Genomic DNA, 7,221 nt, shown 5'->3' on the forward strand with positions numbered 1-7,221 from the left:
TAATGAATATGGAGTGCTGAGACAGATATGAGCAGAGCGATTGACTTAACTGAAGGCAGTATCCTGCGCAGATTGATACAGCTTGCTTTACCGATTATCGGTACATCCTTTGTGCAGATGGCTTACAACTTAACAGACATGATTTGGGTTGGTCGACTCAGCTCCGACGCAGTAGCTGCAGTAGGAACAGCTGGCTTTTTCACCTGGCTTGCTTCCGCTGTGATTTTGGTTGCCAGGATTGGAGCCGAAGTGGGTACCGCTCAATCGATTGGGAAAAAAGATATAGACGAAGCAAAGCGGTTTATTCGCCACAGCCTGCAGCTGATTTTGGTCCTCTCGGTAATTTATGGAGCACTGCTGAGTGTGTTTAGGCATCCTCTGATTGGTTTTTATCGCTTAGGACCAACTGTTGAAGAACAAGCCCGCATTTATCTGCTTATAGTTTCGATAGGCATGCCGTTTTTCACAGTCAATCCCGTATTTACAGCGATTTTTAACGGCGCTGGCGACAGCAGCACGCCATTTAAGATAAATGTGGTGGGTCTGATTACCAATATTATTCTCGATCCGATTCTGATATTCGGCTTAGGGCCTATTCCCCGGATGGAAGTTGCCGGGGCGGCGCTTGCCACCATTGTTGCTCAATTTATCGCTTCGGTATTGTTTTTCCTGCAGACAAAGAAACGTCCGGAACTTTTTTCCGGCCTGCGCATACTAGCGAAACCTGACTGGAATTATATCAAGCGCATTGTAAAGCTGGGTCTGCCGATGGCTGTGCAGAGCGCCTTCTTTACTACTATTGCCATGATAATCGCCCGGATTATTGCCAACTGGGGTCCGCTGCCAATCGCGGTGCAAAAAGTAGGATCTCAGATTGAATCCATTTCTTGGATGACCGCAGGCGGGTTTCAGACTGCCATGAGCGCTTTTATCGGGCAGAACTACGGCGCTAAAAAATGGGACCGGGTTTACAAAGGTTATTTTGTCGGGATCGGGATTATTTCGGTAATTGGAGTATTTGCCACCTTACTGCTGATTTTTGGGGCTGGGCCCCTCTTTGCCATATTCATTCCGGAACCGGAAGCGATCAGCCAAGGCGTTGTTTATTTAAGAATATTAGGTCTGTCACAGCTGGCAATGTGCATCGAGATTGTTACAGCTGGCGCGTTTATCGGCCACGGCAACAGCTTCCCGCCTTCAATCGTAGGTATTGTCTTCAATTTCCTTAGGATTCCGGGAGCGCTGATTTTATCAGCTACCGCTCTTGGCTTAGAAGGGATCTGGTGGGCAATCAGTATTTCCAGCATTCTCAAAGGAGTGGTATTGGGTCTGTGGCACCTGCGGTATTTAAAGACCCATCCAGAAATCAGTTGCCTGCGCTTAGCGGGCAAATGAAGTTTGTTCGATTAATAGGACTAAAGCCATGAATCTAGGCTTTAGTTCTTTTTTTATGCCCGGATTCACTTTACATACATTTGATTTTACTATGATGGTAGCCTTTACACAGCACCCTTATAATCAGAAGTGATAGTTCAAACAACAGCAGCTGATGAGCTGTACAAGAATGGAGTGGAAAAATGCTTAAGAAAAAACTGATGACAGGCAGTATCTTGTTAGCACTGATTTTGATGGTGGTTTCTCCGGTTATGGCAGCGCCGCTGCAGCTGGATGGAGCGGGAGCCAGTTTTCCCTATCCGATTTACTCGAAATGGTTCGATATCTACCTCGACGTAGATCCTGATGTCCAGATCAACTATCAATCGATCGGCAGTGGAGCGGGAATCCGGCAGATTCTAGCCAAAACCGTAGACTTTGGTGCCAGTGACTCACCTATGACCGACGAAGAACTGGCTGAGGCTGAAGGCGAGATTCTGCATATACCGATGGTAATCGGTTCTACCGCTGTAGTGTACAATATGCCGGGCATTTCCTCAGGATTGAAATTGACCGGGGACCTTTTAGCAGATATTTATCTCGGTAAAGTTACCCAATGGAACGATCCGAAAATTGCTGAGCTGAATCCGGATTTGAACTTGCCTAAATTAGCCATTACAGTTATCAGACGCTCTGACGGCAGCGGCACGACCTTCACATTCAGTGATTATTTAAGCAGTGTCAGTGAAGAGTGGGCAGAGAAAATCGGTACAGGCAAGGCGTTAAGATGGCCGGTGGGTTTGGGCGGCAAAGGTAACGAAGGTGTGGCAGGCTTGGTGAAACAGCTGCCTGGTGCAATTGGATATGTTGAACAGGCTTATGCTGACCAAAACAACCTATCCCAGGCTGCAATGCAGAATAAAGCGGGTAACTTTGTGCTGCCATCGCTTAAAGGTGCAAGTCTGGCAGCTGCTGGTGTAGATATGCCGGCCGACTACCGTGTATCCATTGTCAACGCTGACGGAGAAGAAAGCTATCCAATCGCAACATTTACTTGGCTCTTAGTCTATAAAGATGCAGTAGATGAAGTCAGAGGCAGGAAGTTAGCTGAGTTTATCTGGTGGGCCATTCATGATGGCGGCAGCTATGCAGAGGAACTGCACTACGCTCCACTTCCGGACGCAGTGGTGGAAATGCTGGAAGGCACGCTCAAAGAACTGAACTATAATGGGGAACCATTTTTGAAATAGCAGTGGACGATTAAAACTAAGGAGTGGCAGTGATTATGAAACAGAGAAGCAGCGGAGCAGTGGATCGCATCTTTAAGCTCCTGACCACAGGTGCAGCGCTGATTGTACTGGCTTTAGCCGGAATGATTCTATACCAGCTGATTACCCAGTCTTGGACCTCTATCAAAGCATATGGTTTAGGATTTTTAGCCAGCGATGTGTGGGATCCGGTGTTCAAAGAATATGGGGCTCTGCCTTTTATCTTCGGCACAGTTGCGTCTTCGCTGCTTGCTCTCTTGATAGCGGTTCCATTAAGCCTAGGAGTAGCGATTTTCTTATCGGAAATTGCTCCGGTGAGAATCCGGAAAATTGTTGGATTTTTCATTGAAGTGTTGGCCTCGATCCCCAGCGTTATTTATGGTTTGTGGGGAGTGTTTGTCTTGATTCCTCTCATCCGCAGATTCCAGCCTGTTGTTCAAAATGTGCTTGGTTTCATTCCGATTTTCCAAGGCCCACCCTATGGCTACAGTCTATTAGCTGCCGGCGTTATCTTGGCAATCATGATCATTCCAACTATTACCAGCCTAAGCAGGGATGCGCTAAACGGGGTTCCGAACCATCAGCGCGAAGCAAGCTTAGCCTTGGGAGCAACTCGGTGGGAAACCATCCGCAGAGTGGTGCTTCCTTATAATAAATCTGGAATCGTTGCTGCAGTTATACTTGGTTTGGGGCGGGCGCTCGGAGAGACAATGGCAGTTACGATGGTAATTGGAAATCAGCCCCAGATCAACTGGTCGCTGTTTATGCCTGCCCAAACCATGGCAAGTTTGATTGCTAATGAGTTCTCTGAAGCAACAGAAGCGATTCACTTAAGTGCGCTGGTTGAAATCGGTTTGATTCTGTTCTTAGTGACATTTATCTTAAATATTATTGCCCGACTTGCAGTGAAGCCAAGAAAAACAAAGGGGGTCAGCAAACGATGAACTTACGCCGCAAACTGGTTGATAAAACAATGACTCTGATCCCGCTCTTGTGTGTAATTGCAACCATTATACCTTTAATCAGTATTTCAGGCTACTTATTATACCAGGGAACTTCTAATCTGAACTGGGCGTTTCTGACCGAGCTGCCGAAACCGGTTGGAGAATCGGGAGGCGGCATGGCAAACTCGATTGTAGGGACTGGGATCGTTGTAGGATTAGCGGGACTCTTAGGAATTCCGATCGGCATTCTCGCCGGGGTTTATCTGGCCGAATACGGCCAACAGACTCGGTTGGGTAAGGCAGTCCGCTTTATTGCCGATGTTCTTCAGGGGGTTCCATCGATAGTAATCGGAATTGTGGCCTACGCGGTGGTGGTAGTGCCGATGCAGAGCTTCTCGGCTTACGCGGGGGCCTTTGCCCTGGCCATGATGCTGGTTCCGTTTTTAACCAGAACCACGGAAGAGGCTCTGCTGACGGTCCCTGACAATATCAAGGAAGCAGGATTGGCCCTAGGACAGCCCTACTGGCGGGTTGTGACCGGGATTGTGCTCCGGGCTGCTAAAGCGCCAATCTTTACCGGTGTTATGCTGGGAATTGCGCGGATAGCCGGCGAAACAGCGCCGCTGCTGTTTACAGCGCTGAACAACCGCTTCTGGCATCAGGGCTTGACGGGTCCGATTTCAACCTTAACTATTCAAATTTACAACTACGCCATATCTCCGTTCCAAGATTGGAACCAACAGGCCTGGTCCGGTGCCCTGGTCCTGATTATTCTGGTAACGCTTTTAAACTTAATTGTTCGGATCAGTTCCAGGTCCCGCTATACCCAGCGCTAGGAGGTGCTGCTGTGAATCAAGTTGCGATTAATGCAAAGGATTTATCAATCTATTATGGTGATTTCGAAGCGGTTAAGTCAATAACGATGGAGATCCCCAGTAATTCCATCACAGCCCTGATTGGACCATCAGGCTGCGGCAAGTCTACGCTGTTAAGAACCTTGAACCGCATGAATGATAGAATTGTAGATTTCTCCGTTGATGGAGAACTTAAAATAGATGGTGAGAGCATTTATGCTCCCGGTGTTAATTTAATCAGTTTAAGAAAAAAGGTCGGGATGGTGTTTCAAAGTCCGAATCCGCTGCCGATGTCGATCATCGATAATGTTACCTGGGCTCTGAAATTTCACGGCATCAGACGCAGCAGAGAGCGGATGGAGATCGCAGTTGAAAGTTTAAAGCGGGCAGGGCTGTGGGATGAAGTGCATGATCGATTGAAAGATCCAGCAGTAAAGCTGTCCGGCGGCCAGCAGCAGCGCTTATGTATTGCTAGAGCGATTGCTCTGCAGCCGAAAATACTTTTGATGGATGAACCGACTTCAGCGCTTGATCCCATTGCAACGCGCATGATCGAAGAGCTGATGATTTCGCTCAAAGAAGACTACACCGTAGTTTTGGTATCCCACAATATGGAGCAGGCTGCTAGGGTTTCAGACCGCACTGCGTTTATGCTTTTAGGTGAGCTGGTGGAGTATGCTCTCACCGAGGAGCTGTTTTCCAATCCGAAGGATCAGCGCACTGAGGACTATATCACAGGCCGCTTTGGTTAGGAGGGTAAGGAATGAGTAAGTTCAGTGTTTCAAACTTAAATCTGTTCTATGGAGATCTGCATGCGCTGAAGGATATTAATCTAGAAATCAGCGCTGGGCAGATTACAGCGATGATCGGCCCCTCCGGCTGCGGCAAATCAACGATGCTGAGAACTTTAAACCGGATGAATGATTTAATTGATAACTGCAAGATCAGCGGCAATGTGCTCCTTGATGGCAGAGACATTTATCAGGAAAGGGATATCAGTTCGCTGAGGAAAAGGGTGGGAATGGTCTTTCAGAAACCAAATCCTTTCCCAATGTCAATCTTTGACAATGCTGCCTATGGCCCCCGCCTGCACGGTGTTAAAAATAAGGCTGTGCTGGCTGATATTGTAGAGCGTTCCCTGAGAAACGCAGCCCTTTGGGACGAAGTTAAGGATCGATTGAATGACAGCGCTTTAGGATTATCAGGAGGTCAGCAGCAGCGGCTCTGCATTGCCCGGGCTTTAGCGGTGGAACCGGAGGTAATTTTGATGGATGAACCCACTTCTGCTCTGGATCCGATTGCGGCGGGTAAAATCGAAGAATTGATCATGGAGCTTAAAAAGGATTATACTATTGTGATTGTTACCCACAGCATGCAGCAGGCTGCCCGCATCTCTGACAAAACCGCATTTTTCCTGCTGGGTGAGTTGATTGAATATGGTGACACTGAGCAGGTATTTTCTCTTCCACAGGACAGCAGAACTGAGAATTATATCACTGGGAGGTTTTAGCAATGCGGTCACATTTTGATTCGCAGTTAGAGCATTTAAACAATGAGATGATTATGATGGGGGCGCTGATTGAGTCGGCAATTGCCAGTGCTACTAAAGCTTTGATTGATCAGGATAAAGAGCAGGCTCAAAAAGCGCTCGGCATTGAGCGGGAAATTGACCAAAAAGAAAAGGAAATCCAGGCTCTGTGCTTAAGATTGTTGGTACAGCAGCAGCCGGTAGCGAGAGATCTGCGCCAGATTTCAGCAGCGCTGAAAATGATCACGGATATGGAGCGAATCGGTGATCAGGCTTTAGACATATCAGAGATCGCCATTCACGTTGCTGATTCGCCTTATATTAAAAAGCTGGATCACATTTCCCAAATGGCTCATGCAACCGGAAAAATGGTTACTGATGCTGTTAATGCGTTTGTGAAAAAGGATCTGAATAAAGCTTATGCAGTGATTGATGCCGATGATTTTGTTGATAATCTCTTTACCGCAGTTAAGGATGATCTGATCGCGTTAGTCTTAGAAAATGCCGACAATGGCACACAAGCTCTGGATCTTTTGATGGTGGCTAAATATTTCGAGCGCATCGGCGACCATGCCACCAACATCGCCGAGTGGGTAGTATTTTCGATTACAGGAGTTGAAAGAGACAACCGCTGATCGTAAAGGTGGTGATTTTGTGAGCTTGGTTTACTACGTTGAGGATGATGCTTCAATCCGCAGCGCCGTGCTGTATGCCCTGCAGTCTACCGGATTTGAAGCGCAGGGGTTTGAAGATGGAGAATCATTTTTCGAAACACTTGCCCAAGCTCGGCCTGATGTTGTCCTGCTTGATATCATGCTGCCGGGAATTGACGGTTTGGAAGTTCTCAAGCGCCTGCGCGCAGACCAAAAAACCGCAGATATTCCCGTCATATTAATTACTGCCAAAGGCGCAGAATTTGAAAAAGTGATTGGTCTTGACAGCGGCGCAGATGATTACGTTGCCAAACCCTTCGGGGTGATGGAATTAATCTCCCGTATTAAAGCAATTCTGCGCAGAATTCCCCGTCCGGAAACCGATGAGCAGATTACTGTCGATGAGCTGACAATCGATCTCCGCCAGCATATAGTGACTATCAGGGGGAAGGAAATCGAGTTAACGTTAAAAGAATTCGATCTGCTTCACTGTTTAATGAAAAATGCAGGCCGAGTTTTTACCCGGGATGAACTGTTAGACATTGTCTGGGGTTATGGCGCAGAAACCGAAACCCGGACTGTGGATGTTCATATCGGCAC

General features: G+C 47.5%; 8 protein-coding genes. All 8 read left to right on the top strand.

Going from position 1 to position 7,221, the window contains the following annotated elements; all coding sequences use genetic code 11:
• Window positions 1-27 precede the first annotated feature (27 nt).
• Complete coding sequence (locus GX019_04360; protein ID HHT36391.1) at window positions 28-1,395, top strand: MATE family efflux transporter; 1,368 nt, start codon at window positions 28-30, stop codon at window positions 1,393-1,395.
• Window positions 1,396-1,595: 200 nt separating this feature from the next.
• Complete coding sequence (gene pstS / locus GX019_04365) at window positions 1,596-2,624, top strand: phosphate ABC transporter substrate-binding protein PstS (GenBank protein ID HHT36392.1); 1,029 nt, start codon at window positions 1,596-1,598, stop codon at window positions 2,622-2,624.
• Between the two features lie 35 nt (window positions 2,625-2,659).
• Window positions 2,660-3,586 carry a phosphate ABC transporter permease subunit PstC gene (pstC, locus tag GX019_04370; GenBank protein HHT36393.1) on the top strand — a complete coding sequence of 309 codons (927 nt, stop codon included), beginning with the start codon at window positions 2,660-2,662 and terminating at the stop codon, window positions 3,584-3,586.
• Window positions 3,583-4,422 carry a phosphate ABC transporter permease PstA gene (gene pstA / locus GX019_04375; protein ID HHT36394.1) on the top strand — a complete coding sequence of 280 codons (840 nt, stop codon included), beginning with the start codon at window positions 3,583-3,585 and terminating at the stop codon, window positions 4,420-4,422. The genes pstC and pstA overlap by 4 nt, the downstream gene beginning before the upstream one ends.
• An 11-nt stretch (window positions 4,423-4,433) precedes the next feature.
• The gene (pstB, locus tag GX019_04380; protein ID HHT36395.1) at window positions 4,434-5,192 is read left to right on the top strand and encodes a phosphate ABC transporter ATP-binding protein; all 759 of its coding nucleotides are present in this window, start codon (window positions 4,434-4,436) and stop codon (window positions 5,190-5,192) included.
• 11 nt (window positions 5,193-5,203) lie between these two features.
• Window positions 5,204-5,950: a phosphate ABC transporter ATP-binding protein gene (gene pstB / locus GX019_04385; GenBank protein ID HHT36396.1), complete on the top strand. Its 747-nt coding sequence runs from the start codon at window positions 5,204-5,206 to the stop codon at window positions 5,948-5,950.
• 2 nt (window positions 5,951-5,952) lie between these two features.
• Window positions 5,953-6,603: a phosphate signaling complex protein PhoU gene (gene phoU / locus GX019_04390; GenBank protein HHT36397.1), complete on the top strand. Its 651-nt coding sequence runs from the start codon at window positions 5,953-5,955 to the stop codon at window positions 6,601-6,603.
• A 19-nt stretch (window positions 6,604-6,622) separates the two neighbouring features.
• A partial coding sequence (locus tag GX019_04395; GenBank protein ID HHT36398.1) for a response regulator transcription factor occupies window positions 6,623-7,221 on the top strand: 599 nt, incomplete at its 3' end.

The sequence above is a fragment of the Bacillota bacterium genome, assembly GCA_012837335.1.
Taxonomy (GTDB): domain Bacteria; phylum Bacillota; class Limnochordia; order Darwinibacteriales; family DTU012; genus DTU012.